Origin of the sequence: Arthrobacter luteolus NBRC 107841 (assembly GCF_001552075.1) — a bacterium.
GTDB lineage: Bacteria > Actinomycetota > Actinomycetes > Actinomycetales > Micrococcaceae > Arthrobacter_B > Arthrobacter_B luteolus.
This window is the reverse complement of record NZ_BCQM01000001.1, coordinates 523,024-546,420: the sequence shown is the minus strand read 5'-3', so window position 1 is coordinate 546,420 and position 23,397 is coordinate 523,024. Positions and strand designations below refer to the sequence as shown.

The window sequence follows — 23,397 nt, the reverse complement described above, 5'->3', positions numbered from 1 at the left end:
CGGCGGGCCCGGGGCGTGGCTCCGGTTCGGGGGCTGCGCCCGCTGCAGTGCAGCCCGCTGCACCGCTCCCGGCAGCATTGAGGAGACCGGGCACTCCAGGCGCGGGAGGCCCGCGGTGAACGGGGCGGATACCGCCTGGGTTCTGGTCTGCGCCGGTCTGGTGCTGTTTATGACACCCGGGCTGGCGCTTTTCTACGGCGGTATGGTCCCGGTGCGCAATGTGCTGACGATGATGATGCAGAACATCATTCCGCTCGGCATCATCACGATCACCTGGATCCTGGTTGGATACACGCTGGCCTTCAGCAACAAGGGCTCATCAGTGTTCGGCGAGTTTGACGCCTGGGCGCTGATCAACGTGGACACCCCCCAGTTCCACACCGTGGCCGCGGGAGTCACCATCCCGGCGCTCGCGTTCGTTGCCTACCAGATGATGTTCGCGATTATCACGCCGGCGCTGCTGACGGGTGCGACGGCGGGCCGGCTGCGGTTCGCCGGCTGGACGGTCTTCCTGGCAGCGTTCTCGATCCTCGTCTACCCGCAGGTTGCCCGGTGGCTCTGGCACCCGAAGGGCTGGCTCGCGCAGCTCGGAGCCCAGGACTGGGCCGGCGGAATAGTGGTCCATGCTTCCGCTGGAGCGGCTGCCATCGCGGTCCTGCTGGTGGTGGGCCGGCGCCGCGGCTGGCCGCAGGTGAAGACCTCGCCGAACAACCTGCCGCTGATGCTTGTCGGCGCGGGAATCCTGTGGTTTGGCTGGTTCGGGTTCAACGCCGGTGACGGGCTGCAGGCAAACGCGATAGCCGCCCAGGCCCTGGTGAACACACATGTTGCCGGCGGAGCGGCGATGCTGACCTGGCTGCTTGTGGAACGCCTAACCAGCGGCCATTCAACCCTGGTAGGCGGGGTCTCCGGTGCGGTCGCCGGGCTGGCGACCATCACTCCCTGCGCCGGGTTCGTCAACACCGGATCGGCGCTCATCATCGGGCTGATCGCCGGTGTTGTCTGCTGCTTCGCGGTGCGGCTCAAGCATGTCCTCCATTACGACGACGCACTGGACGTGATTGCCGTGCACTTCATCGGCGGGGTGACCGGCTCGTTGCTGCTGGGGTTCTTCGCCGACAGCGAGATAAATCCGGTGAGCGGCGACGGTGTGTTTGCCGGTGGGGGAGGGCTTCTTCTGTGGCACCAGGTGGTGGCCATCATCTGCGTGGTGCTGTTTTCCTTCGTGCTCAGCTGGGTTATCGCAGCGGTTATCAGCAGGACCATCGGACTGCGCGAACCTGGTCCGGAACAGGATTCCCTGGACCGGGTGCAGCAGGGCCAGGCGGCTTACTCGCTGGGCGGGATCGCTTCCCGGCCCACGGCCAGCGGACGGGGCATGAGAGCGGTGCCGGAGCAGACCGGGCAGCCCCGGGCACCGCGGCACCTGATCAGTGCAATCGTCAACACTGACCGGATCGACGGGCTGCGGGACGCCCTGCTGGTTGCCGGCGCCCTGTCAATCGAACTGATGGAGACGACGGTGTACACCGGCCGGGACCGCACCGAGGTATTCCGCTCCGACGTCCGAAAGCTGGACTTCGAAGACCGGCTGCGGGTGTACACGGCGGTGGACAACGAGCACGAGGAAGCTGTTGCCGCGGTGCTGCGCCGTTTTGGGGCAGAACCGGAGTCCATTCACCGGCTGGACCTTACCTCGTAGCGGTTCCTCCCCGGAAGCGGGTGCCTTGCCTTCCGGGGAGGGCAAGGTTAGCCGCGGTGGAGAGCGACCGGCTCTGCGAGCAGGGCGCTGAGGGATTCATCGAGATCCTGCTTGGCAGCGCCCTTGGCATGGCGGGCAAGATCGTCCTCCGACGCCCACTGCTCGGTCAGGACAATCCGTTCCTCCGACTCTTCGGTGATTTCATAGCGCAGGCAGCCGGGCTCGGAGAGGACCTGCTCAATCGCGATTTCCAAGGCCAGCTTTACGCGGAAGAACTCTCCGGGGTTGGGAGTGAAAACAGCGGTCAGGTCAACGGGTGCAGTCATAAAGACAACTCTAGATGCCCAAGCCCGCCAGCTCGTTCCGCAGCGCGGCGACGTGTCCTGCAGCGTCCACCTGGTACTGGGCCAGTGCCACCCGGCCATCGGAATCCACAACGACGGTGGAACGCAGCACGCCCTCCACGGTTTGCCCGTTGAGGACCTTAGGCCCCCAGGCGCCGTAGGCGCGGGCAACGGCGTGGTCCTCATCGGAAAGAAGCGGGAAGGTGAGGCCCAGATCCTCCGTGAACTCAGCCAGGGCCTGGAGCGGGTCGGGGGAGATACCCAGAACGTCGTAGCCCGCGCCCTGCAGCGAGGCGAGGCTGTCGCGGAAATCGCAGGCTTCGGTGGTGCAGCCCGGCGTCGCCGCCTTGGGATAGAAGTAGACAATGACGTTTCTGCCCCGATAATCGGCAAGTGAGACCTGCCGGCCAACGGCATCAGGCAGGGTGAAACCGGGGGCTTCGCCGCCGGGCTGGAGACGGAGCGGGGACTGGAACTGTTTCGTTGTCATGAGAATCCTTCGGTAGGGGTGGGTGATTCAAGTCTGCGGCCGGGTGGTCAGCGGGTTTCCACCGGCTCGGGCAGCGGTCCGCGGGCAAGCTGTCCGGCGATCTCCGCGCCCACCTGTTCCAGGAGCGGTCCAGCACCGGCCATGGATTTGTCCGTGTCGGCTTCCAGTGCCGTCAGGGCATAGGTGCGCTGGAAGCCCGCCGCGCGGAGCTGGTCATCATGCAGGGTCGTGCGCCCGCAGACGGCGATTGCAGGCACACCCGCCGCGGCAGCTGCCCGGGCAACACCCAACGGGGTTTTACCGAGCAGGCTTTGCTCATCGAGGCTGCCTTCACCGGTGATAACGAGGTCCGCACCGGCCAGCCGGTCCGCAAGCCCGGTGAATTCCAGGACGACGTCGATGCCTGGCCGGCGGTCCGCCGCAAGGACCGCGAGCGCCGCGAACCCGACGCCGCCGGCTGCTCCTGCCCCCGGAGCCTTAGCGGCTGCCGCTGCGCGCGGTCCGAAATGCTGCCCGAGGACTTCCACGAAGCGTGCCAGAGCTGCATCGAGCAGCTGGAGGTCGCCGGCAGAGGCACCCTTCTGCGGTCCGAAGACCGCTGCGGCACCGTCCGGTCCGAGCAGCGGATTGTCCACGTCGCTGGCCAGCACAAACCGTGCTTCCCGCAGCCGCGGGTCGAGGGCAGAAGAATCGATGCCGGCGAGCCGGAGCAGCGCTGCGCCGCCGCCCTCAAGGTCGTTGCCGTCCGCGTCCAGCAGGCGCACACCGAGTCCCTGCAGGATGCCGGCGCCGCCGTCAGTCCCGGCGCTGCCCCCGACGCCCAGGATGATGCGGGTACAGCCGGCGTCCAATGCTGCGGTAATCAGCTCGCCGGTTCCCCGGGAGCTGGACCCCAGTGCGTCCTTCACACCGCCGGGCAGCACTGCGAGGCCGGAGGCGGTGGCCATCTCGATGACTGCCTCGCCGCCGCGGACAGCGAAGGCAGCGGTCAGCGGTTCCCCGGTGGGACCGCTGACCACGGCGCTGCGGCGCGTGAAACCCGTGGCGACGGCGGCCTCCAGGGTGCCTTCACCGCCGTCGGCCACCGGAATACCGTCCACTTCCAGGGTTTGTCCGGCTGGCAGGGATACCGCGCGGAGGCCGGCGGTGAGGTGAGCAACAACGTCCGGGGCCGTCAGCGAGCCCTTGAACTTGTCCGGTGCTATGACCACACGCATGCCGGTACTTCCTTTCGATCAGTCAGATGTCCCGGGGCGGCCGCGAAGGACCGCCCCGGGACCGAGGCACTAGTCCAGCAACGCCAGGATTGCGGTCGGGGCATCCTGTGAACGTTCGGCCAGATCCTCAAACTCAGTGACGTTGTTGATCTCTGTTCCCATGGAGATGTTGGTGATCTTCTCCAGGATTACTTCGACGACCACCGGCACGCGGAACTCGTCCATCAGCGCCTTGGCCTTCTCGAACGCGGCGGGCAGATCGTCCGGGTTCTTTACCCTGACGGCCTTGCAGCCGAGCCCTTCGGCGACCTTGAGGTGGTCCACTCCGTAGCCGTCCGTCTCCGGTGAGTTGATGTTCTCAAAGGCCAGGGACACGTTCTGCTCCATCTTGAATCCGCGCTGGGCCTGCCGGATCAGTCCGAGATAGGAGTTGTTCACCACCACGTGGATGTAGGGGAGGTTGAACTGGGCACCGACCGCGAGTTCCTCGATCATGAACTGGAAGTCGTAGTCACCGGAGAGTGCAACCACCGTCTCATCGGGCTTGCCGCGGACGACGCCGAGCGCAGCGGGTCCGGTCCAGCCCAGCGGTCCGGCCTGGCCGGCATTGATCCAGCGCCGGGGGCCGAACACATGCAGCATCTGGGCGCCGGCGATCTGGGAGAGGCCGATGGTGGTCACGTAGGTGGTGTCCCGGCCGAAGGACCGGTTCATTTCCTGGTAGACACGCTGGGGCTTAATGGGGGTGTTCTCGAAATGCGTCTTGCGCTGCAGCGAGCTCTTCCGCTGGGCGCACTCCGCCACCCAGGCGGCGTAGTCCGGCAGCTGTCCGTCCCTCTGCCGCTCCCGGGCCAGCTCCAGGAGCCCGTCCAGCGCGGCCCCGGCATCTGAGGTGATGCCCAGATCGGGGGAGAAAACCCGGCCGATCTGGGTTGGCTCGATATCCACGTGCACAAAGGTGCGTCCGGCGGTGTAGGTGTCCAGGCCGCCGGTGTGGCGGTTCGCCCAGCGGTTGCCGATGCCAATCACAAAGTCCGAGGCCAGCAGGGTCTCGTTGCCGTACCGGTGGGATGTCTGCAGTCCCACCATGCCGGCCATCAGCGGATGGTCATCGGGAATGGAGCCCCAGCCCATCAGCGTCGGGATCACCGGGATGTTGAGCAGTTCGGCCAGCTCCACCAGCTGTTCCGAGGCGCGGGAATTGATCACGCCGCCCCCGGCCACGATCAGCGGCCGCGCGGACGCGGTCAGCAGGTTCAGGGCTTTCTCCAGCTGCGTGCGCGAAGCCCTCGGCTTCTCGGCGGCCAGCGGCTCATAAGCATCAATGTCGAACTCGATCTCCGCCATCTGCACGTCGAACGGCAGATCCAGCAGCACCGGTCCGGGACGCCCGGAGCGCATCAGCGCGAAGGCCTTCTGGAAGGCGCCCGGAACCTGGCCGGGTTCCAGGATGGTCATGGCCATCTTGGTGACGGGCTTCGCGATGGACTCGATGTCCACGGCCTGGAAGTCTTCCTTGTGCAGCTTGGCCACGGGCGCCTGGCCCGTGATGCAAAGCATCGGGATGGAGTCTGCCCAGGCAGCGTACAGGCCGGTGATCATATCGGTGCCCGCCGGGCCGGAGGTGCCGATGCAGATGCCGATATTGCCGTCCTGGGCACGGGAGTAGCCGTCCGCCATGTGGGATGCCCCTTCAACGTGGCGGGCCAGGGTGTGGCGGATGCCGCCGTGTTCCCGCATGGCTGCGTAGAAGGGGTTGATAGCTGCCCCTGGCAGGCCGAACGCCTCGGTGGCACCCTCCTTGGCCAGGATGGCGACAGCCGCGTCTACGGTGCGCATCTTAGTCATGATGTTCTCCTTGAAAGTCTGCTTCGGTGCTGGGGTGCGGGCGGGGATGCCCGGGGCAGCTGCGTTTGGGGGCCGGTTGGCCCAGGGCTTACTCGCGGCCGCTGAGCCGGAGGGTCTGCTTGAACAGTCCGGAATGGTCCAGTCCGCCGTCGCCCTGATTCACCGTGGCGGCGACGAGCTGGGCTGCGATTGCGCCGAGCGGAAGGGCGACGTTTGCCTCGCGGGCGGCTGAGGTCACGATGCCCAGGTCCTTGTGGTGCAGGGCAAGCCGGAAACCGGGCTCGAAGTTGCGGTCCAGCATCTTCTGCCCCTTCTGGTCCAGGACCTTGGAGCCGGCAAGACCGCCGCCGAGCACCTTGAGCGCCGCGTCGGTGTCCACTCCGTAGGCCTCGAGGAAGGCAACGGCCTCTCCGAGGACCTGGATGTTGACGGCCACGATCAGCTGGTTGGCAGCTTTTACGGTCTGGCCGGAACCGGCCGGCCCAACGTGGACAATGGTCTTCCCGACGGCGTTCAGCACGTCCTGGGCGGCCTCGAAGTCCGCAGCGTCTCCGCCGACCATGATGGACAGGGCAGCATTGATTGCTCCCTGTTCTCCGCCGGAGACCGGTGCGTCGAGGGCACGGATTCCAGCGGCCTTGGCGTTGTCGGCGAGCTGCTTGGCAACGTCCGGGCGGATGCTGCTGGCGTCGATCCACAGGGTGCCCGGCCGGGCGTTGGCGAAAACGCCGTCGGGGCCGGAGACTACGCCTTCGACGTCGGGGGAGTCCGGCACCATCGTGATGACGACGTCGGCATCCTTGACGGCCTCGGCAATGCTGCCGGCGCCGTTGCCGCCTTCGGCGACGAGTTTGTCGATCTTGTCCTGGCTGCGGTTGAACCCGGTGACCGAGTGGCCGGCTTTGACCAGATTGATGGCCATGGGCAGGCCCATGATTCCGAGTCCGATGACTGCAACGTTGCTCATGAGGATTCCTTTGCTGAGATATGTGGGTGCCGGGAGGGCACGGGTTAGTTGGAGACCGGCTGGCGGATGGTCCAGGCAAAGGCGGTCTGCGCAGGTTCCTTGTACTCCAGGCCGATCGTGCCGGTGTAGCCGAGTTCGCGGCTGCGGGCGATCCATTCGCCGAGGGGCAGCTCGCCGGTTCCGGGGGCGCCGCGGCCCGGGCTGTCGGCAATCTGGATGTGGCCGAAGTCCTTGGCGTGGTTTTCGATGACGGCGGCTACATCGTCGCCGTTGACGGCGAGGTGGTAGAAGTCGGCGAGGAGTTTGATGTTGTCCGCGCCGGTTTCCTCCTTGACCCGGGCGATGACCCCCAGGGCATCCTGCGCGGTCAGGAGGGGATAGCGGGCAGCGCCGCTGACCGGTTCCAGCAGGACGGTGCCGCCAATGCGGGCAACGCCCTGAGCGGCCGCGGCCAGGTTCTTGACGGCCAGGGTGTCCTGTTCCTCCGGAGTGAATTCGTCCTGGCGGTTGCCGTAGAGAGCGTTGAAGGACCGGCAGCCCAGCCGCTCCCCAATGCCGGCGACAACGTCGATGTTGTCCTTGAACTCGGAGCAGCGGCCCTTCCAGGACACCAGGCCGCGGTCCCCGGCGGGCATGTCTCCGGCGTTGAAATTCAGGCCCGTGAGCTGGACGCCGGCCCCGGTGATGGCGTTCTCGAACTCCGTGACCTGGGAATCGGAGGGCACCGAGGTATCGAAGGGCCACCAGAACTCGACGGCGTCGAAACCAGCGGCCTTGGCTGCGGCGGGACGCTCGAGCAGTGGCAGCTCGGTCAGGAGGATTGAGCAGTTCACGGAATACGTCATTGGGTTCCTTCAGGACGGAGGGGGAAAACCCCAATCATCTGTTTCATAGTCTTTTTCATATTGTGGAAACAATATCTTGCTATGTGAAAAGCCTAGGATGGAGTGCCGATGGAGTCAACCCCTGCCGCTGGACTTAAAACAGCTGCGCCCCGGCCCATGGAAGGGCGGGGCGCAGCTGTTTGGGGCAGGGCGGCAGAAACAGGTCAGGTGAGCCGGATCTGCCGGTTGACGTCCTTGTACAGCAGGTAGCGGAAGTTGCCCGGTCCGCCCGCGTAACAGGCCTGCGGGCAGAAGGCGCGCAGCCACATGAAGTCGCCGGCCTCCACCTCAACCCAGTCATCGTTGAGGCGGTAGACCGCCTTCCCCTCCAGGACGAAGAGCCCGTGCTCCATCACGTGGGTTTCGGCGAACGGTATGGAGGCACCCGGCCGGAAGGTAACGATGTTGACGTGCATGTCATGCGCCAGATCATTGGGGTCCGCGAAGCGGGTAGTGGCCCAGGCTCCGTCCGTGCCTGGCATGGGGGTGGGTTCCACCTCCTGGTCACTGGTCACGAAGGACTTCGCCGCGAAACCCTCCAACGGCTCATACGCCTTGCGGATCCACTGGAAGCTGGCGATCCCCTCCGAGGAGTTACGCAGGCTCCAGTCCGCTCCGGCCGCAAGGTAGGCGTAGCCGCCGGCCTCGAGCTGGTGTGTCTCGCCGTCGAGTCCGAGCGTCAGGCTGCCCTGGGTGAGGAAAATGACCCCCTCCACACCGGCCTCGGGCTCCGGTTTGGCTGAGCCTCCGCCGGGGCCCACCTCGACGATGAGCTGGCTGAAAGTGGTGGCAAAGCCGGCGATGGGCCGGGCAAGGATCCAGGACCGGGTATTCTCCCAGCCCGGGAGGTTGGAGGTGACGATGTCGCGGAGCACGCCCTTTGGAATGACGGTGTAGGCCTCCTTGACCACGGCGCGGTCGGTAAGGAGCTGGGTCTGGGGCGGAAGACCGCCCTGCGGATAGAAGTAACTGCTCATCAAGGTGCTCCTCTTAGTTGGCGGCCGGGCTGGCAAGCCGCGGGTTGGCGGCCAGCTGCGGGTGGGCAAGGGCGGTGAGCCGGCTTAGCCCGACGCCGGCCTGGGACAGGACTTCCTCGGGGCCTACGGCCCCGCACTGGACACCGCGGAGAATGAACCCGGCCAGGGCGCGTGCCGTGGCTGGTTCATCCATCACGCCGCTGCCGGTCTGCTCAACGTAGTTGCGCAGCCGGAGTGCGGCCGCGGGCAGGCCTTCGCGGTAGAAAGCATAGGTAGCGGTAAACCGGCTGGGCAGCTGGGCTGCGTGCAGGTCCCAGCCCTGGTAGTAACCCCGTTCCAGGGACCTGCGCACCAGCCTGCCGTGCAGTTTCCAGGCGTTCTCCGTATTGTCACCGACGGGAATGACGTTGGTGGAGCCGTCGGAGAGGCGGATGCCCGTACCGGCCACGGCCAGCTGCATGATCTCCTTGGCCAGGTCCGCCACGGGGTGTTCCATTGACTGGTACTCCGCAGCGACCTGCAGCGACGCGGAGTAGTCATAGGTGCCGTAGTGCAGCGAGCTGATCCGGCCGGGGACAGCGTGCGGCAGCTGCGCAACCGGCGAGGCGCCGTCCGCACCGAGGATCAGCTGGGGTGTTTCCACCTGGACCTCGAACTTCAGCCGCCCCGCCGGCAGGCAGTGGATCTCCTCCAGCCGGGTCACGGCGTCGTCCATGGCCTTGACCTGGTCAACGGTGGAGACCTTGGGCAGCGTGAGGACCAGCCCCGTGGGGAGCTCACCGGACCGGGCCAGCGTGGAAACGAACAGATCAAGCGTCCGCAGCCCGCGGGCCCGGGTAGGCGCCTCGAAGCACTTGAAGCGGATGCCGATGAAGGGCGGTGCTGTGCCGGCTTCCACGGCAGCAGCCACGGCAGTGGCGGCCGCGACGGCGTCGTCGTCCTCGGCGTCATCGCCCCGGTCGCCGTAGCCGTCCTCGAAGTCCAGCCGGAGGTCCTCGATGGGTTCCTCGGCCAGCTTCCGGGCCACCCGGGTGGCGACGGCGGTTCCAAGCTCCGGTTCCAGGCCCAGCAGTTCGCCGAGCCGCTCCAGGCCGCCGCGGCCGTCCACCGCAGCGGTTGCCTGGGCTCCCCAATCAGCGGCGAGCGCCGGAGTGAACCGGTCTGCGGGTACATAAACAGTGTGGATCGGCTGGCGGGTGCCGTCATCGCCCGGGTAGTTCCGCTCCAGGAACCGGTCCGTCCCCTGGAGGGAGGCATCGATCCGGTCCAGGTCCTGCGGAGTCAGGGAAGCGAGGTGCTTTGCCATGCCTCAGCCGACCAGTTCAGCAGCGGCGGTACGGGCGGACTGTGCGGCACCCGCGACGGCGGCGGCGACGTCCCCGGCGACCTGCGGGTCAAAAACGCTCGGAATGATGTAGCTGGCATTGAGCTCGTCGTCGGCCACCCGGCCGGCGATTGCCTGGGCAGCGGCCACCAGCATTTCCGGGGTGATATCGGAGACCCCGGCGTCGAGGAGGCCGCGGAAGAAGCCGGGGAAGGCCAGGACGTTGTTGATCTGGTTCGGGAAGTCGCTGCGTCCGGTGGCGACGACGGCGGCATGCCGGGCGGCGATGGCGGGATCGATTTCCGGGGTCGGGTTGGCCATGGCAAAGACAATGGCGTTATCGGCCATCGCGGCGACCTGTTCCTCACCGATGACGTGAGGCGCGCTCACTCCAATGAAGACGTCAGCGCCGGCCAGGGCTTCGTGAAGCGTGCCGGAGAAGCCCTCCACGTTGGTGTTTTCGGCAATCCAGGCCCGGTGTTCGTCGTCGTAGCTGGCGCCGGAATGAATGGCACCTGAACGGCCTGCGGCGATGATGTGCTCCGCCCCCTGTGCCTTGAGCAGCGCAATGATGGCCGAGCCTGCCGCGCCGACACCGGAGACCACAATCCGGACCTCGGAGAGCTGTTTGCCCACTACGCGCAGCGCGTTGACCAGCGCGGCCAGGGTGACGATGGCGGTTCCATGCTGGTCATCGTGGAAGACCGGAATGTCCAGTTCCTCGCGGAGCCGGTTTTCGATTTCGAAGCAGCGCGGCGCGGCGATGTCCTCCAGATTCACGCCGCCGTAGACGGGTGCCAGGGCCTTGACGATGCTGATGATCTCCTCGGTGTCCTGAGTATCCAGGCACACCGGCCAGGCATCCACGTTGGCGAACTGCTTAAACAGGGCGGCCTTGCCTTCCATGACCGGCAGCGCCGCGGCCGGCCCGATGTTGCCCAGGCCCAGCACAGCGGAGCCATCGGTGACGACGGCGATGGTGTTGCGCTTGATGGTCAGGTTGCGGGCGGCCTCGGGGTTTTCCGCAATGGCCAGGCATACCCGGGCAACGCCGGGCGTGTAGGCGCGGGAAAGATCGTCGCGGTTGTTGAGCGTGACCTTCGGCGTCACCTGGAGCTTGCCGCCGAGGTGCATCAGGAAGGTCCGGTCCGAAACATTGCGGACGGTAACGCCGTCGAGCTGGTTCAGGGCGGCCTCCACCTGGCGGGCATGCTCGTCGCCGGTGGTATCGCAGGTGACGTCGACCACGATGGTTTCGTGGCGGGACTCGGTGACGTCCAGGGCGGTGACGGCAGCACCGGCGGCAGCGGCGGCGGCCGCCAGTTCGCTGGTGGCGGTGAAACCGGAGGGTGCCTCCACCCGCAGGGTGATCGAGTTGCCGGGGCCGGGATTTGCCATTGGGATTCCTCCATGTGTGGGCCCTCGAAGAGGGCTTGGTCTGCTCGGGATCTCTGAGTTATTTCGTATTATGGACATTATTATCTACTCTGTGGAAATACAACCCACATGGGAAGCAAATTCACGGGAAACCTGCGTTAGGCAGGGAAGGTCGATAGAGTAATTTCACGATGTGGATAAGCTTCGGAACACTTAACTGGTAGGAGTCCTGCGTTATGGGCGAAAAAGCCCCGGGCGGCGTGCAGTCTGTTGAACGCGTATTTGAGCTGCTGGAGCTCATCACCGATGCCGGGGGCGACGTAACCCTCAGCGAACTTTCGGCCTCCACGGATTTACCCCTCCCCACAATCCACCGGCTGCTGCGCACCCTGGTGACACTTGGCTACATCCGGCAGCTGCCGAACCGCCGCTATGCCCTGGGTCCGCGCCTGATCCGGCTGGGCGAAGGAGCGAACAAGCAGCTCGGCGCCCTGGCCCGCCCCCAGCTGAAGTCCCTGGTGGACCAGCTGGGTGAGACCGCCAACATGGCGGTCCTGGATTCCGACATGGTCCTCTATGTGGCCCAGGTTCCCTCGCTGCACTCCATGCGGATGTTCACCGAGGTGGGCCGGCGCGGGTACATGCACGCAACCGGAATGGGCAAGGCCATCCTGGCGGAGCTCGACGACGACACTGTGCGCGGGATCGCTGGGCGCAAGGGCCTGCCCACGCCGACCCCGAAGAGCATCGGTGATATCGAGTCGCTGCTGGCGGATCTGAATCTGATCCGGGAACGTGGTTACTCCGTGGATGAGGAGGAGCAGGAGATCGGCGTCCGGTGTTTCGCGATGGCTATCCCCGGCGCCCCGACTCCAGCCGCGATTTCCGTTTCCGGGCCGGTCTCCCGCGTTGATGACGCCTTCGCCAAGCGGGCCGTTCCGCTGCTGCGGGAAGCCGCCCTCGCCATTTCCGAGGAACTGAACCAGCACTGAGCGTCCGCTGCTGAGCGCCGGCGGTGCGCCGGAGTTGAGGCCCTGATCGATACGGTCAGGGCCTCAACTGGTTCCCTGGGCAGCTCCGCTGAACGTGGACCTACGTGCCGGCGGTCCCGGCCGGCTTGGGTGCCTCCGGATCGACGGGGACAACATTGCCGTCGCAGTCGATCAGCTGGCCGTTCTCATAACGGTCCCCTTCTGCCAGGCACTGCAGGTCCTCCTCGCGGATGACCCGGCCGGTGCCGGCGGCGAAGACCGACGAGTTTTCCGAGTTCCCGGCTTTGAGGTGGTTGAAGAGCAGGTTCAGTGCGATCGCCATGAGCGCAGACGAGCTGATGCCGGAGTGGAAGATCGTGCCGAACCAGGCAGGGAAAGCGTCGTAGAAGGTCGGAGCCGCGATCGGGAGCATGCCGAACCCGATGGAGGTGGCCACGATGATGAGGTTCATGTTGTTCTTGTATTCGACCTTGGCCAGGGTGCGGATGCCGCTGGCGGCCACCGTTCCGAACAGGACGATTCCGGCGCCGCCGAGCACTGCGGTGGGGACCGCTGCGATCAGGCGCCCCATGATGGGCAGCAGTCCCAGCAGGACCAGGATGACGCCGCCGGCGGCCACCACATAGCGGCTCTTGATCTTGGTGACGGCAACCAGTCCCACGTTCTGGGCGAAGGCGCTCTGGGTAAAGGAGCCAAAGACCGGGGCAACCAGGCTGGAGGCCATGTCTGCCCGCAGTCCGGCCGCGATCCGCTTGGAGTCCGTGCGGGTGCCGACGATCTCGCCGACAGCCAGGATGTCCGCCATGGTTTCAGTGAGGATCACCAGGACCACGATCAGCATGGAGATAATGGCGGCAATTTCAAATGTCGGCGCTCCGAGGTGGAACGGCGTCGGGAAAGCGACAATGGGGCCCTCGCCGACCTTTGAGAAGTCGGCGACGCCGGCCGCGACGGCGACGAGGGTGCCAATGACCATCGCCAGCAGGATGGACAGCCGGGAGATCGTGGCGCTGCCGACCTTGCTGAGCAGGAGGACCAGGACGAGGGTGACGCCGGCCAGCCCGATGTTCGCCATGCTTCCGTAGTCTTCGGCCGTCCGGTTACCGCCCATGGCCCAGTTCGCGGCGACGGGCATCAGGGTCAGGCCGATGGTGGTGATAACAGTCCCGGTAACCACCGGTGGGAAGAACCGGACGATCCGGGAGAACACCGGCGCGATGAGGAGGCCGATCGCAGCGGAGACGATGACGGCGCCGAAAACTGCCGGAAGGCCGCCTCCACCGGAAACAATGGCGACCATGGTGGCGACGCTGGCGAAGGACACCCCCTGTACCAGCGGCAGCTGCGAGCCGAAGAAGGGAAGGCCGAGTGTCTGCAGCAGGGTGGCCAGTCCGCCCATAAACAGTGCGGCGGCGATCAGGATGCCGATGTCGGCGGAGGAGAGGCCAGCCGCCTGGCCGATGATGAGGGGAACGGCAATGATTCCGCCGTACATGGTCAGGACGTGCTGGAAGCCGTAGGCGAAGGTGCTTCCGAGCGGGAGCCGTTCGTCTTCCGGGCGGCTGGAGTGCTGATGGCTGCGGCGCTGCAGGGTTTCGCCATTCCGGCGGTTTTTCATGGTCATAGCAGACTTCCTTGGTTCATGGCAGACGTCTTCGTCTTTTCTGAAGTGGTCTGGCTAACAAAATGAGGCTGCAGGGTGCACCGCCGGTGCCGGCGGTGCACCCTTCCGGATGTGGATGCGGAGTGAGTGTGCCTTGAAGGCATGGTTACTGCTTGTACTGCTTGTACTGCTTCTGGTGCGTTGTGCGCTCTGGTGCGGAACAGCGCTGCTAGCAGAATCCGGCGATGCCGGACCAGGCGGTTTCCGCGCCAGCCGCGTCTTCGCGTTTGACGGTGGCTTCGATGAGCCCGTAAGGCCGGTCCGCCGCGAAGAAGACTTCGTTGGGGTTGTCGAGGCCGAACGGGGAGAGGTCCACCAGGAAATGGTGCTTATTGGGCATGGAGAACTTGATTTCGTCGATCTCGCTGTGTGCCTCGAGAACCTTGGTTCCCATGTCGAACAGGGTCTGCTGCAGGGCGTGGGAGTACTTCTCCGTGAAACCCTCCAGCAGCAGCGCCCGGACGTCGTTGTAGCTCTTGTTGAAGTCGACCTTGCTGAAATCCGTGCCCGTCTTGAACCGCCAGCGGGCTGCGATGTCCGTGGCCAGGATGCGGTCTGTGGTCTCCTGCAGGGTGGTGTACCGGTCCTTGGGATATCCGATGAAACCTGACTCGGTCGACTTCAGGACGGTGAGGTCCCGCAGCCCTGCGATGAGGTGGCTGGTCCCGCCCTCACGGACCAGGACCGCGGTGCGGATTTCCTGGCCGCTGCGCACGAAGGAGTGGTCGTGTCCGGTGCCGTGGGCCTGGATCCGGTCCCAGCTGTACGCTTCCGCTTCCCACCGGCCGCCGGTGACCCAGTCAAAGCTGGAGGTGAAGTGGTCGCCCAGGCGCAGGAGAAGGGACTCGGGGGCCCCGATGCCCTCCCGGGCGAAGGCATAGATGGTGTTTTTCTGTGTGTCAGTCGGAACGACGTGTGCGTTGTCGCCCTCCAGATGGGCTGCGGAAAAATCGCCCCGCAGCTGGGAGGTCACATTGAGGTCTTCGATTTCGTGCCGGGAGGTGTCCCTCGAGATTTTTACGACTCGGACTTCGGCCTTGCCGAACTGGTTGTCTCCCAAGATGATTTTGCTGCTCATGGCCTTCTCCAAACTTCCGTTATATGGAAATAAGTTTTCATATTGAAATTGGGTGTGAAGCGGTCATCTGCACACTCGTTGTGGATCGGCTCATAAAAAATGAGCCGACATCGGTTGATGTCAGCTCATTACAACCCTGCCTGCTGCTCCCAGGTTACGTGACCTGGGTCACGAAGTAGCCTTCACAGTACCCGAGGCAATCAGCAACGTAAATGCCTTCTGGCAGATTTTCTGATCGGCCCTCCGGAATCCCCTTGAGGGCGGCGGAACCCTTGACCGGCGAAAGTGCCGACGGTTACTGTTTTTCACATAACAAGAATCTTTTTCCACTTTATGGAAGGAAGTGAGTCAAGGTGTCCCCTGAAGCAGAGAAGACAGTGAAGCCGCCGGTACTGAAGTCCGTGGCGGCACAGGAGTTCTATTTTCCGGCAGGCGGGGGCGCAGATCCGGACTTTTTCCTGCCGGCCAGGCGGAAGAGCTCCAAGGACCGCTTCCGCTGGCTGAAGTGGCGTCCCTTCGGCCGCAGGCGCTCAGCCAGGGAATCCCCGGCGGTCAGGTAAACGCTCCTCCGGCGAGCATTCCGGCGAGCATTCCGGCGTCCTGTTCCTGCGCAGCGCACTGGCCCGCTGCGCCGGAACAGGAATGCCGCCCCAGGGATTCCCGGTCCGGGAATCCCTGGGGCCAAGTCCCTGCAATCCAAGCCCTGTAATCCAAGCCCCTGCAATCCAAGCCCTGGACCCAGAGTCCTCGAGCCAGAGTCCTGGAGCCAGCGCTCCGGCGGACCTACGCGTCGCCGCCGGCCCCGCCGGTGGTTCCGGCATTAACGTCCAGGAGTTTGTAGCGGTCCATGGCGTAGGCAGGGATGTCGGCGCCCACCGAGCCGCGCGCTGCGAGCAGCTGCAGGGTGCGGACCACCACGGAGTGGGTGTCGTTCTTGAAGTACCGGCGGGCCGCGGCACGGGTATCCGAGAAGCCGAAGCCGTCCGCCCCCAGCGAGGCGAATTCGTTCGGCAGGAACTGCCGGATCTGGTCCGGAACGGCCTTCATGTAGTCGGTGACAGCCACAACCGGGCCTTCGGCGCCGGCGAGCTGCTGGGTCACGAACGGCACTCGCGGCTCGGCATCCGGGTTGAGGAAGGCTTCCTCCTCGGCAGCCAGGCCGTCACGGCGCAGCTCGGTCCAGGAGGTCACCGACCAGACATCGGCCGAAACTCCCCAGTCCTCCGCGAGCAGTTTCTGGGCTTCCAGTGCCCAGGGAACGGAGACACCGGATGCTAGAAGCTGGCACTTTGGCCCCTCTGCCGGCGATTCGGACACCCGGTAAATCCCCCGGAGCAGTCCGTCCACGTCCAGGTTCTCCGGCTCGGCCGGCTGGATAATTGGTTCGTTGTAGACCGTCAGGTAGTACATCAGGTTCCGGTCTTCGGATCCTTCGCCATACATCTCTTCGAGGCCGTGGCGCATGATGTGCCCGATCTCGTAGCCGTAGGCCGGATCGTAGGTCTTCACCGCGGGGTTGGTGGAGGCCAGGATCGGGGAATGCCCGTCAGCGTGCTGCAGGCCCTCACCGGTCAGGGTGGTGCGCCCCGCAGTGGCCCCAATGACAAAACCCCGGGTCAGCTGGTCGGCAGCCGCCCAGAAGGAGTCGCCCGTGCGCTGGAAGCCGAACATCGAGTAGAACACGTAGACCGGAACCAGCGGTTCGCCGTGGGTGGCGTAGGCAGTGCCGGCAGCGGTGAAGGCTGCCACTGCACCAGCCTCGTTGATTCCGGGATGGATCAGCTTTCCTGCGGGAGATTCCTTGTAGGCCAGCATCAGGTCGCGGTCCACGGAAAGATAGTTCTGGCCGTCAGGGTTGTAGATCTTGGCGCTCGGGAAGAAGGCATCCATCCCGAAGGTGCGCGATTCGTCCGGGACGATGGGGACCAGCCGGTCACCGAAGTCCTTGTCCCGCATCAGGTCCTTGAGCAGCCGGACGAAGGCCATGGTGGTGGCAGCGAACTGCTTGCCGGAGCCCTTCTTGGCGACGGCGTAGGAGTCTGCCGAGGGCAGTTTTACCGGGGCGTGCTTCTCGCGGCGCTCCGGAACGTTGCCGCCGAGCTCGCGGCGGCGTTCGAGCAGGTACTTGATCTCCGGAGAATCAGCTCCCGGGTGGAAGTACGGGGGCTGGTACGGATCAGCTTCGAGCTGCTCATCGCTGATCGGGATCCGCAGGTGGTCGCGGAAGGCCTTGAGGTCATCCAGGGTCAGCTTCTTCATCTGGTGGGTCGCGTTGCGGCCCTCGAAGTGCGTGCCCAGGCCGTAGCCCTTGACCGTGTGCGCCAGGATGACCGTGGGCTTGCCCTTGAACTCGGTGGCAGCCTTGTACGCGGCGTAAACCTTGCGGTAATCGTGCCCGCCGCGCTTGAGGTTCCAGATGTCCTGGTCCGAGAGGTCAGCGACCATGTCCTTGGTCTGCGGGGTCTTGCCGAAGAAGTGCTCCCGCACGAACCCGCCGGACTCGGCCTTGTACGTCTGGTAATCGCCGTCGAGGGTGGAGTTCATGATGTCCACCAGCGCGCCGTCGTTGTCCTTCTCCAGCAGCGAATCCCACTCCCGGCCCCAGACAACCTTGATCACATTCCAGCCGGCACCGCGGAAGAACGCTTCGAGTTCCTGCATGATCTTGCCGTTGCCGCGCACCGGGCCGTCCAGGCGCTGCAGGTTGCAGTTCACCACGAAGGTCAGGTTGTCGAGCTTGTCATTCGCCGCGAGCTGGAGCAGGCCGCGCGATTCGGGTTCGTCCATTTCGCCGTCGCCCAGGAACGCCCAGACGTGCTGGTCGGAGGTGTCCTTCAGTCCGCGGTTATGCAGGTAGCGGTTGGACTGCGCCTGGTAGATCGCGTTCATCGGGCCGATGCCCATGGACACGGTGGGGAATTCCCAGAAGTCCGGCATGTTCCGCGGGTGCGGGTAGGAGGACAGGGCGTGTCCCTCGCGGGACTTCTCCTGCCGGAACCCGTCGAGGTCCTCCTCGGACAGGCGGCCTTCGAGGAAGGCCCGGGCGTACATGCCGGGGGAGGCGTGGCCCTGGAAGAAGACCTGGTCGCCGCCGCCGGGGTGGTCCTTGCCGCGGAAGAAGTGGTTCATGCCCACTTCGTACAGGGTCGCGGCTCCGGCGTAGGTGGAGATGTGGCCGCCGACGCCGATGCCGGGGCGCTGGGCGCGGTGCACCATGACCGCGGCGTTCCAGCGCAGCCAGGCACGGTAGCGGCGTTCAACTTCCTCATCGCCGGGGAACTCCGGTTCCTGATCCGCGGGGATGGTGTTGACGTAGTCGGTAGTGGTGACCATCGGAACGCCCACGGAGCGGGAGCCTGCCCGCTGGAGCAGGGAACGCATGATGAACTGCGCCCGCTCGGTACCCTGCGAGCGGATCAGCTCGTCGAGGGATTCAATCCATTCCGCGGTTTCTTCCGGGTCACGATCCGGCAGCTGGCTGGTCAGCCCGCTGAGGATGGGGGACGTGTCTTCGCCTGCAGCCATTGCAGCCTCGTTTCATCGTTGAAGAGAGTAGAAGGAGTCGAAGGCTGTGGCAGCGCTGCCACAGCGGGTACGGGTGCAGTGCGGCAGCGCGATGCCGGCCGCTGCCACACGGCCGGGTCAGCTGCCGCGGTAGCTGGAGAAGGAGTACGGGCTCAGCAGCAGCGGGACGTGGTAGTGGGCTTCGCCCCCGTCGACATCGAAAGTGAGCAGGACTTCGGGGAAGAACGCCGGCGTCTTCTGCCGGGCAAAGTACTCTGCGGTGGTGAACTCCAGACGGTAGGTCCCGGAGGGCAGCGCCGCGGGGCCAAGTGTCTTGACGCGTCCATCGGCATCCGTTTCGGACGTTGCCAGCTGGGTCCAGGTGCCGTCTTCGAGGGAGCTCAGACGGACGGGTATCCCTGCCGCGGGCTTTCCTGCGGCGGTGTCCAGGACGTGCGTGGTGATGTGTGAGGTTGTCACTGGGAGATCATTCCTTCCAACCGGTGAACTGCGATTTGGCGCAGCTGCTGCTGCACAATGTGTTCCTCTTCGGCGGCGGGGAGGGTGATCCGCTCCCGGAGTGCCTCAAGGACCTCTTCTTTGGTGCGCCCGGCAGCGCGGATCAGGAAGACCCGGCCAAATTTCTCTTCGTACCGGCGGTTGCCCTCGGCCAGGGCAGCTATGACCGTCTCCGGTGCAGTGCCCAGCCCTGCTTGTTCCTGCCGGGACCATTGAGCTTCGGCGTTCTCGCCCGCAGCGCGCTCACCAATCCGGGGGTGCTGGGCCAGGGCAGACTCGACCTCGCGGGAGGAGAGGGGAGCAGCGGCGTCCCCGGCAAAACGCAGCAGGTCGCCGGCGGAGTCGAAAGGACGGGCGTCAGCGATCTGGGCGGCCCAGCGCGGAACGTCAAGGCAGGGGAGGAGCGCGGCGGTAACCTCCGCGCGGCTGGCCTCATTGAAGTCGTGGAGCAGCATTGACGTCCTTTGGGGGTTGGTCCGGGGGTACGCGGGAAACCCCTTGCCGCGGGGCTTCCTCAATAAATTTCATAAAGCGGAATTAATATTCCATTGTGTGTAATAGTGAAACCCATGCCCTTGGACGTGTCAATTCTGTGGATCCACTTGAGCTGCGGCCCGGCAAAACCGTGTCCGGCCCGGCTGAGGCTATTCGGGCACAGAACAACCCAGTACGGGGCGCGCCTGCCCCGGGGGCGCTACTGCGCGGCAGTGGATCAGTGCCGCCGGTGGTCCTGAGGGGCCAGCCGCGGACCGTAGGCCTGTTTGCGGAATCCCGTCAGCCCGATCAGCCGCACCACGCGCTGCCGGTGCCCGCGCCACGGTTCGAGCAGTGCCAGCATCCCGGCGTCGTCGGTCCGCTGGCCGGTTAGGGCGGCACCAACATAGGCGGCCAGGTGGAAGTCCCCGACCGAGACGTCGTCCGGGGAGCCGTGTGTGCGCTGCAGAATCTCGGCCGCGGTCCAGGGCCCGATCCCGGGCAGGGACTGCAGCTTCGCCGAAACCTCCGGCCCCAGCGCCTGCTGTGCCAGGCGTTCCAGGCCCGACGCCGCGGAACAGGCACGCAGCACGGTGCGCGAACGCTGGGTGTCGACGCCGGCGCGGTGCCAGTCCCAGCTCGGAACCTTCCGCCAGCCCGCGGCGTCCGGCGCAACCATTAATCCGGCGGGTGCAGGTCCCGGCGCAGGGTCCCCAAAGCGCTGAACCAAATAACGCCAGGCATGGGTGGCCTCCATGACGGTCACCTTCTGCTCCAGCACCACGGGAACCAGGGAGTCGATGATCCGCCCGGTACTGGGCAGCCGGATACCGGGATGCCGGCGCCGCGCTTCCTGCAGGCCGTGCGGGAGGGTGGCCAGGAAATCAGGCTCGTCGAAGGTACGCCAGTCATCGAATTCGCCCAGCAGCGCGGGTACTGAATCCAGGGCCTCGGCGGCGCCGGGTCCCCAGGCCTGCGCCGCCACGCGGCCGCCGGACAGGACAGGACCTGCCTGCTGCACCAGCCGCAGTGTGAGGGGACCGGACGGCATGCGGAAGGCAAGCCAGGCCTCGGACCCGGAGATCCGGACAGTCGGGTCCCCGCGTCCATGGGCTAAAACTCGCAGGGTTCCGGCGAGGTCCAGGGGCCGGGAGAACTCGAACCCGGCAACCGCGGCGCTGGACACCCCGGACCGGCAGCGGGCGGTGCCCCAACGGTCGGAGGAGGAAACAGCGGTGCCGGAGGACATGCCACCATGCTCGCACGGACCGAGACCACTTCTGTCCCAAAACCGGCCGCCGCCAAGGAGAAGCCAGCTGATGTCACGGAAGCCGCAGCCCAGGGCGCCGGGCCGGTTTGCTACGCCGTGTTCAGCGCCACCTGATCCGGAAAGGCTTAGCCAGTAACGTGGTGCCCATGAAGTATGCCAACACTGTCCTGGACCTGATCGGCAACACTCCGCTGGTAAAACTGCACCACGTCACCGAAGGCATTGAAGCCACGGTGCTGGTGAAGCTGGAGTACCTCAACCCCGGGGGGTCGATTAAGGACCGGATCGCGGTCCGGATGATCGAAACCGCGGAAGCCGAGGGGAAACTCAAGCCCGGCGGAACCGTGATCGAACCGACCAGCGGCAACACCGGCGTCGGCCTGGCCCTGGTGGCCCAGCAAAAGGGCTACAAGTGCATTTTCGTGACCCCGGACAAGGTGGGTGTGGAGAAGCGCGACGTGCTGCGCGCCTACGGTGCCGAAGTGGTGGTCACGCCTACTTCCGTCGCCCCGGACAGCCCCGACTCCTACTACGGCGTCTCTGACCGCCTGGTCCGCGAAATTGAGGGCGCCTACAAGCCGGACCAGTTCTCCAACCCCGCTGCCCCGGCCAGCCACTTCGAATCCACCGGCCCGGAAATCTGGAAGGACACGGACGGGCAGGTCACCCACTTCGTGGCAGGCGCGGGCACCGGCGGCACCATCACCGGCACCGGCCGCTACCTGAAGGAAATTTCGGCAGACCGCCCCTCCGGCCCGGTGCGGGTTATCGCCGCGGATCCCGAAGGTTCGGTGTACTCCGGAGGCACCGGCCGCCCCTACTTCGTCGAAGGCGTGGGGGAGGACATGTGGCCGGGCAACTACGACCCGTCCGTTCCGGACGAGGTGATTGCCGTCAACGACGCCGATTCCTTCGCCATGACCCGCCGGCTCGCCCGCGAGGAAGGCCTCCTGGTGGGCGGATCCTCCGGCATGGCGGTGGTCGCTGCGCTCCAGGCCGCCAAGGGTCTGGGGCCGGAAGACGTCGTCGTTGTCCTGCTGCCGGACAGCGGACGCGGTTACATGGGCAAAATCTTCAACGACGGCTGGATGAAGTCCTATGGCTTCCTCGCCGGCGACGAAGAGGAAGCCTCCGTCCGCGATGTGCTGGCCACCAAGTCCGGGGCACTTCCGGATCTGGTCCACACCCACCCGGGCGAGACAGTGCTGGACGCCATCGGCATCCTCAACGAGTACGGAGTCTCCTATCTCCCGGTGCTGTCCCAGGAGCCACCGGTGGTCCTGGGTGAAGTTGCGGGTTCCGTGGACGAGCGTTCCCTGACCGAGAAGCTGTTCCGCGGCGAAGCCAAGCCCACCGACCCGGTCAGCGCACACCTGGGAGAGAAGCTGCCGCTGATCGGCGCCGGCGAATCCGTTGCCGCTGCCCGGGAACGGCTGCAGGAAAACGACGCGCTGATGGTGACCCAGGACGGGGCTCCCGTCGGAATCCTCACCCGCCACGACCTGCTGTCCTATCTCAGCGCCTAACCGCGCCACCCGCCGACCCATCCCGCCGCTACCGGCACCAGGAGGAAACCATGAGCACAGGCTTCAACACGCGAGCGATCCACGCCGGGCAGTCCCCGGACCCCACCACCGGGGCGGTGATTCCGGCGCTTTACCAGAGCACCACCTACGCCCAGGACGGGATCGGCGGGCTGCGCAACGGCTATGAGTACGGCCGCGGCACCAACCCGACCCGGGACGCGCTGCAGGAACAGCTGGCGGCGCTGGAAGGCGGACGCCACGCGTTTTCCTTCAGCTCCGGGCTGGCCGCCGAGGATTCCCTGATCCGAGCCCTGCTGGCTCCCGGGGACCACATTGTCCTCGGCAACGATGCCTACGGCGGCACTTACCGGCTGATCAACCGGGTCCTTTCGCCCTGGGGGATTACCAACGCCGCCGTGGATATGTCCGACGCCGCCGCGCTTCAGGCAGCGATCGCTGCCGGGAACACCAAAATGGTCTGGCTTGAAACACCGTCCAACCCGATGATGAAGATCTCCGACATCGCGGCGACCGCGCAGGCCGCGCACGACGCCGGTGCCCTGCTAGTGGTCGACAACACCTTTGCCTCGCCCTACCTGCAGCAGCCGCTGGCCCTGGGGGCGGACATCGTGGTGCATTCCACCACCAAATACATCGGCGGACACTCCGACGCGGTGGGCGGCGCGGTGATCCTGAACGACGACGGCGCGGCGGAGAAGATCGGCTTCATCCAGTTCGCTGTGGGTGCCGTTTCGGCGCCGATGGAAGCCTGGCTGACCACCCGCGGGCTGAAAACCCTTGGCGTGCGCATGGACCGCCACTCTTCCAACGCCATGGCTGTGGCCACCTGGCTGCTGGATCAGCCCGCTGTTGAATCGGTGCTTTACCCGGGGCTGGAAGGCCATCCCGGACACGAACTGGCGAAGGCCCAGATGAAGGACTTCGGCGGTATGGTCTCCGTGTCCTTCAAGGGCGGTGAAGCCGCCGCCCGCAAGGTCGCTGAATCCACGAAGGTCTTCACCCTGGCCGAATCCCTGGGCGGCGTGGAATCGCTGATGAACTATCCGTCGGAAATGACCCATGCCTCGGTGAAGGGAACCGAGCTGGCCGTTCCGGAGAACCTGCTGCGGCTTTCGGTGGGGATCGAGGACCTTGAGGACCTCATCGCAGACCTGGACCAGGCGCTGAAGCAGCTCTAGGACTCAGCGCCGGGACGCACGCAGAAGCCCGCCGGTTCGAAC

The 23,397-nt window shown here is 65.7% G+C and carries 19 protein-coding genes; 4 read left to right on the top strand and 15 right to left on the bottom strand.

The features are described from left to right. Positions 1-115 precede the first annotated feature (115 nt). A complete protein-coding gene (locus AL3_RS02495; RefSeq protein ID WP_066296172.1) occupies positions 116-1,702 on the top strand; it encodes an ammonium transporter in 1,587 nt (528 codons plus the stop codon). Between the two features lie 47 nt (positions 1,703-1,749). On the opposite strand, the gene AL3_RS02490 is transcribed toward AL3_RS02495, so the two are convergent. The 9 genes from AL3_RS02490 to AL3_RS02450 all read right to left on the bottom strand — a co-directional run bounded on the left by AL3_RS02490 (position 1,750) and on the right by AL3_RS02450 (position 11,151). Continuing rightward, complete coding sequence (locus tag AL3_RS02490; RefSeq protein WP_066296169.1) at positions 1,750-2,028, bottom strand: putative quinol monooxygenase; 279 nt, start codon at positions 2,026-2,028, stop codon at positions 1,750-1,752. A 10-nt stretch (positions 2,029-2,038) separates the two neighbouring features. Continuing rightward, positions 2,039-2,536, bottom strand: coding sequence for a thioredoxin-dependent thiol peroxidase (bcp, locus tag AL3_RS02485; protein WP_066296167.1), 498 nt, complete (start codon positions 2,534-2,536; stop codon positions 2,039-2,041). Positions 2,537-2,583: 47 nt separating this feature from the next. Next, complete coding sequence (locus tag AL3_RS02480) at positions 2,584-3,753, bottom strand: glycerate kinase (RefSeq protein WP_066296165.1); 1,170 nt, start codon at positions 3,751-3,753, stop codon at positions 2,584-2,586. 69 nt (positions 3,754-3,822) lie between these two features. Then, positions 3,823-5,601 carry a glyoxylate carboligase gene (gene gcl / locus AL3_RS02475; RefSeq protein WP_066296162.1) on the bottom strand — a complete coding sequence of 593 codons (1,779 nt, stop codon included), beginning with the start codon at positions 5,599-5,601 and terminating at the stop codon, positions 3,823-3,825. Positions 5,602-5,689: 88 nt separating this feature from the next. Then, positions 5,690-6,568: a 2-hydroxy-3-oxopropionate reductase gene (locus AL3_RS02470; RefSeq protein ID WP_066296159.1), complete on the bottom strand. Its 879-nt coding sequence runs from the start codon at positions 6,566-6,568 to the stop codon at positions 5,690-5,692. Between the two features lie 44 nt (positions 6,569-6,612). Continuing rightward, positions 6,613-7,413, bottom strand: coding sequence for a hydroxypyruvate isomerase family protein (locus AL3_RS02465; protein ID WP_066296156.1), 801 nt, complete (start codon positions 7,411-7,413; stop codon positions 6,613-6,615). Positions 7,414-7,616: 203 nt separating this feature from the next. Then, on the bottom strand, positions 7,617-8,429 hold the full coding sequence (locus AL3_RS02460) for a bifunctional allantoicase/(S)-ureidoglycine aminohydrolase (protein WP_066296155.1): 813 nt from the start codon (positions 8,427-8,429) through the stop codon (positions 7,617-7,619). Positions 8,430-8,442: 13 nt separating this feature from the next. Further along, positions 8,443-9,735, bottom strand: coding sequence for a DUF6986 family protein (locus tag AL3_RS02455; RefSeq protein WP_066296153.1), 1,293 nt, complete (start codon positions 9,733-9,735; stop codon positions 8,443-8,445). 3 nt (positions 9,736-9,738) lie between these two features. Further along, positions 9,739-11,151 (bottom strand): NAD-dependent malic enzyme, encoded by a 1,413-nt coding sequence (locus AL3_RS02450; RefSeq protein ID WP_066296148.1) that lies wholly within the window; start codon positions 11,149-11,151, stop codon positions 9,739-9,741. A 215-nt stretch (positions 11,152-11,366) separates the two neighbouring features. Between AL3_RS02450 and AL3_RS02445 the strand changes: the two genes are divergently transcribed. After that, positions 11,367-12,122 carry an IclR family transcriptional regulator gene (locus AL3_RS02445; protein WP_066296142.1) on the top strand — a complete coding sequence of 252 codons (756 nt, stop codon included), beginning with the start codon at positions 11,367-11,369 and terminating at the stop codon, positions 12,120-12,122. 100 nt (positions 12,123-12,222) lie between these two features. On the opposite strand, the gene AL3_RS02440 is transcribed toward AL3_RS02445, so the two are convergent. From AL3_RS02440 to AL3_RS02410, 6 genes are all read right to left on the bottom strand, one after another. Then, positions 12,223-13,740, bottom strand: coding sequence for a nucleobase:cation symporter-2 family protein (locus tag AL3_RS02440; RefSeq protein ID WP_066297021.1), 1,518 nt, complete (start codon positions 13,738-13,740; stop codon positions 12,223-12,225). A gap of 214 nt (positions 13,741-13,954) precedes the next feature. Next, positions 13,955-14,863 carry a factor-independent urate hydroxylase gene (gene pucL / locus AL3_RS02435; RefSeq protein WP_066296140.1) on the bottom strand — a complete coding sequence of 303 codons (909 nt, stop codon included), beginning with the start codon at positions 14,861-14,863 and terminating at the stop codon, positions 13,955-13,957. Positions 14,864-15,646: 783 nt separating this feature from the next. Next, complete coding sequence (gene aceE / locus AL3_RS02425) at positions 15,647-18,388, bottom strand: pyruvate dehydrogenase (acetyl-transferring), homodimeric type (RefSeq protein ID WP_066296134.1); 2,742 nt, start codon at positions 18,386-18,388, stop codon at positions 15,647-15,649. A gap of 117 nt (positions 18,389-18,505) precedes the next feature. Then, entirely contained in the window at positions 18,506-18,847 is a 342-nt protein-coding gene (uraH, locus tag AL3_RS02420) for a hydroxyisourate hydrolase (RefSeq protein ID WP_066296133.1), read from the bottom strand. Continuing rightward, positions 18,844-19,341, bottom strand: coding sequence for a 2-oxo-4-hydroxy-4-carboxy-5-ureidoimidazoline decarboxylase (gene uraD / locus AL3_RS02415; protein ID WP_066296131.1), 498 nt, complete (start codon positions 19,339-19,341; stop codon positions 18,844-18,846). Before uraD ends, uraH begins: the two co-directional genes overlap by 4 nt. 257 nt (positions 19,342-19,598) lie before the next feature. After that, positions 19,599-20,609, bottom strand: coding sequence for a DNA-3-methyladenine glycosylase family protein (locus AL3_RS02410; RefSeq protein ID WP_066296128.1), 1,011 nt, complete (start codon positions 20,607-20,609; stop codon positions 19,599-19,601). Between the two features lie 167 nt (positions 20,610-20,776). Between AL3_RS02410 and AL3_RS02405 the strand changes: the two genes are divergently transcribed. Then, entirely contained in the window at positions 20,777-22,156 is a 1,380-nt protein-coding gene (locus AL3_RS02405; RefSeq protein WP_066296126.1) for a cystathionine beta-synthase, read from the top strand. Next, the gene (locus tag AL3_RS02400; RefSeq protein ID WP_370664982.1) at positions 22,039-23,355 is read left to right on the top strand and encodes a cystathionine gamma-synthase; all 1,317 of its coding nucleotides are present in this window, start codon (positions 22,039-22,041) and stop codon (positions 23,353-23,355) included. Before AL3_RS02405 ends, AL3_RS02400 begins: the two co-directional genes overlap by 118 nt. Positions 23,356-23,397: the final 42 nt, after the last annotated feature.

What these genes read in the sequence shown, in the direction of transcription:
- AL3_RS02440 (WP_066297021.1), bottom strand. Translation starts at nt 13,740, where the DNA reads ATGAAAAACCGCCGGAATGGCGAAACCCTGCAGCGCCGCAGCCATCAG.
- AL3_RS02480 (WP_066296165.1), bottom strand. Translation starts at nt 3,753, where the DNA reads ATGCGTGTGGTCATAGCACCGGACAAGTTCAAGGGCTCGCTGACGGCC.
- gcl (WP_066296162.1), bottom strand. Translation starts at nt 5,601, where the DNA reads ATGACTAAGATGCGCACCGTAGACGCGGCTGTCGCCATCCTGGCCAAG.
- AL3_RS02460 (WP_066296155.1), bottom strand. Translation starts at nt 8,429, where the DNA reads ATGAGCAGTTACTTCTATCCGCAGGGCGGTCTTCCGCCCCAGACCCAG.
- aceE (WP_066296134.1), bottom strand. Translation starts at nt 18,388, where the DNA reads ATGGCTGCAGGCGAAGACACGTCCCCCATCCTCAGCGGGCTGACCAGC.
- pucL (WP_066296140.1), bottom strand. Translation starts at nt 14,863, where the DNA reads ATGAGCAGCAAAATCATCTTGGGAGACAACCAGTTCGGCAAGGCCGAA.
- AL3_RS02445 (WP_066296142.1), top strand. Translation starts at nt 11,367, where the DNA reads ATGGGCGAAAAAGCCCCGGGCGGCGTGCAGTCTGTTGAACGCGTATTT.
- bcp (WP_066296167.1), bottom strand. Translation starts at nt 2,536, where the DNA reads ATGACAACGAAACAGTTCCAGTCCCCGCTCCGTCTCCAGCCCGGCGGC.
- AL3_RS02470 (WP_066296159.1), bottom strand. Translation starts at nt 6,568, where the DNA reads ATGAGCAACGTTGCAGTCATCGGACTCGGAATCATGGGCCTGCCCATG.
- AL3_RS02455 (WP_066296153.1), bottom strand. Translation starts at nt 9,735, where the DNA reads ATGGCAAAGCACCTCGCTTCCCTGACTCCGCAGGACCTGGACCGGATC.
- AL3_RS02410 (WP_066296128.1), bottom strand. Translation starts at nt 20,609, where the DNA reads ATGTCCTCCGGCACCGCTGTTTCCTCCTCCGACCGTTGGGGCACCGCC.
- uraD (WP_066296131.1), bottom strand. Translation starts at nt 19,341, where the DNA reads ATGCTGCTCCACGACTTCAATGAGGCCAGCCGCGCGGAGGTTACCGCC.
- AL3_RS02450 (WP_066296148.1), bottom strand. Translation starts at nt 11,151, where the DNA reads ATGGCAAATCCCGGCCCCGGCAACTCGATCACCCTGCGGGTGGAGGCA.
- AL3_RS02465 (WP_066296156.1), bottom strand. Translation starts at nt 7,413, where the DNA reads ATGACGTATTCCGTGAACTGCTCAATCCTCCTGACCGAGCTGCCACTG.
- AL3_RS02490 (WP_066296169.1), bottom strand. Translation starts at nt 2,028, where the DNA reads ATGACTGCACCCGTTGACCTGACCGCTGTTTTCACTCCCAACCCCGGA.
- AL3_RS02405 (WP_066296126.1), top strand. Translation starts at nt 20,777, where the DNA reads ATGAAGTATGCCAACACTGTCCTGGACCTGATCGGCAACACTCCGCTG.